This is a genomic window from Peribacillus psychrosaccharolyticus ATCC 23296 (assembly GCF_000305495.1).
Lineage (GTDB): Bacteria > Bacillota > Bacilli > Bacillales > DSM-1321 > Peribacillus > Peribacillus psychrosaccharolyticus.
Map to the genome: position 1 here is coordinate 1 of NZ_AJTN02000096.1, position 1,736 is coordinate 1,736.

Genomic DNA, 1,736 nt, shown 5'->3' on the forward strand with positions numbered 1-1,736 from the left:
TTTCAGCTGCGAATCATTCATCAGCTACAAGAATTAGTATAACATGATTACGAACAGTTGACAACTTCTGCGAAGTTTTTAACTTATTTTTAATCGCCGTGTTTCTCAGCGACTACTTTATCTTACCATCATCCAAGTAAGAAGTCAATAAGTTTTTTTAAGAATGTTTCTTCTTAAGCTACGCTTCAGCATCCCTGCGGCATGCATGTTATTGTTTTTTCAAGGCCGCTGTGTTGGCGACTTACTAATAATACTGCTTATCATGATTAATGTCAATAAGTTATATCAAATAAATATAAACTAATCATAAGTATCAAAGGGCAATCAATAAAAGTGACAATTCAGTTAGTCCCTTTGTCTAACTTTAGTTTGTTACGAACATCTAATCTGATCATCACTAACTTCCTAGTTCAAATTAATATATATCCAACATTCGTCTCAGGTGAACATTCTCTTCTATAATAGAAGTTATCACCATTCATATTTATTTGGTGCAGACTTGAGGTAGTTTTCTACGCGAACTAACTATATCAAAAGATCACCTAAGTATGACTTCAGTCCACCTAGAAGTTAGAAACCTATGAACGAGTTTTTCCTTTAGATTAAAATAGACAATTAACCCTAATACAGTGTTGATTAAATAAGACAGCAATTAGATTTGCTGGATATTGGTATGTTTCTTAAGACAACCACAAAATTGTATGCTACAAACTATAATTCATATATCTCTTTAGTTGTTTCTTTCTAAACCAAACCCATGTAACTAAACTGATTAAGATATTATGTTATCTATATAGAAGGAAAAGTTTAATATTGAAGTTCAAGTACATTCGGGTACCTTCACTTGTTCTTTTTATTGTCATGAACATGTATGCAGCGAATGTTGTCGACCTAATTTAATATAAAATCATTTGTCCATAGCGAGGTTCAGTCTGGGCACTACTTTTATCCTTTAGTGTATATAGATATTATAGTTTTTTTGAAAATGTGTCGCTTCTTTTACATTGGTGATTTCTTTAGAGACACTTTTTAAGAAGACCAGTCGATTTCCAGTTCTCTGTGTGGGGTATTTCTTCTCTTTTTTAGTCATTCAAGTCGTTAATCCCCTCTGTGCGCTATTTTCAAGAAAAAATAACCCACTGGGGCATCTTGTTTTAATGGTTTTTTGAAAATGGGTCGCTATTCTTTAGGACTATTTCGGCCATTAATCCCGTATGGTTTGCCCTTATTCCCGTCCGGGACCACACTAATCCCGTCCGGCTCTGCATAATAAAGCTAGTCTTAAAAGTGGACACGCATTTCTGAGAATCTATACAATAGATATCAAACTAAGGAGCGTGTCCAAAATGGGGAAAAGATATGAAAAGGAATACAAAGAGTATATAGCTAAGTTAGTCGTAGAAGAAGGAAGAAAAAGGACTGAACTCAGTTACAAGATGGATATCCCCTATAAAACCATCTCAAGATGGGTTGAAGAGTATAAAGCGTCTCTTCGAGATGACACTGAGAAGGAAGCCTATATTATGTCCAGTGAACATAAGAAACATGTAGCCCACTATCAGAAAGAAATACAGGATCTGAAGGAGCAAAATGAAATCTTAAAAAAGGCCATGCACATCTTCACAAAAAGCCCCGAGTAATTTTCTCATTTATTAAAGAGCACAGTATTCCCGTCTGGGCACTATTTTCAGCTCCAAAATACCCCATAGGGCACCACGAACTTGCGTCACTTTCTT

The 1,736-nt window shown here is 35.1% G+C and carries 1 protein-coding gene; it reads left to right on the forward strand.

The window, feature by feature from the left end:
* The first annotated feature begins 1,346 nt into the window (after positions 1 to 1,346).
* A complete protein-coding gene (locus tag WYK_RS06180) occupies positions 1,347 to 1,640 on the forward strand; it encodes a transposase (protein ID WP_040373689.1) in 294 nt (97 codons plus the stop codon).
* Positions 1,641 to 1,736: the final 96 nt, after the last annotated feature.

Excerpts from the sequence above, each read along its gene's own strand:
- WYK_RS06180 (WP_040373689.1), top strand. The coding sequence starts at position 1,347 with ATGGGGAAAAGATATGAAAAGGAATACAAAGAGTATATAGCTAAGTTA.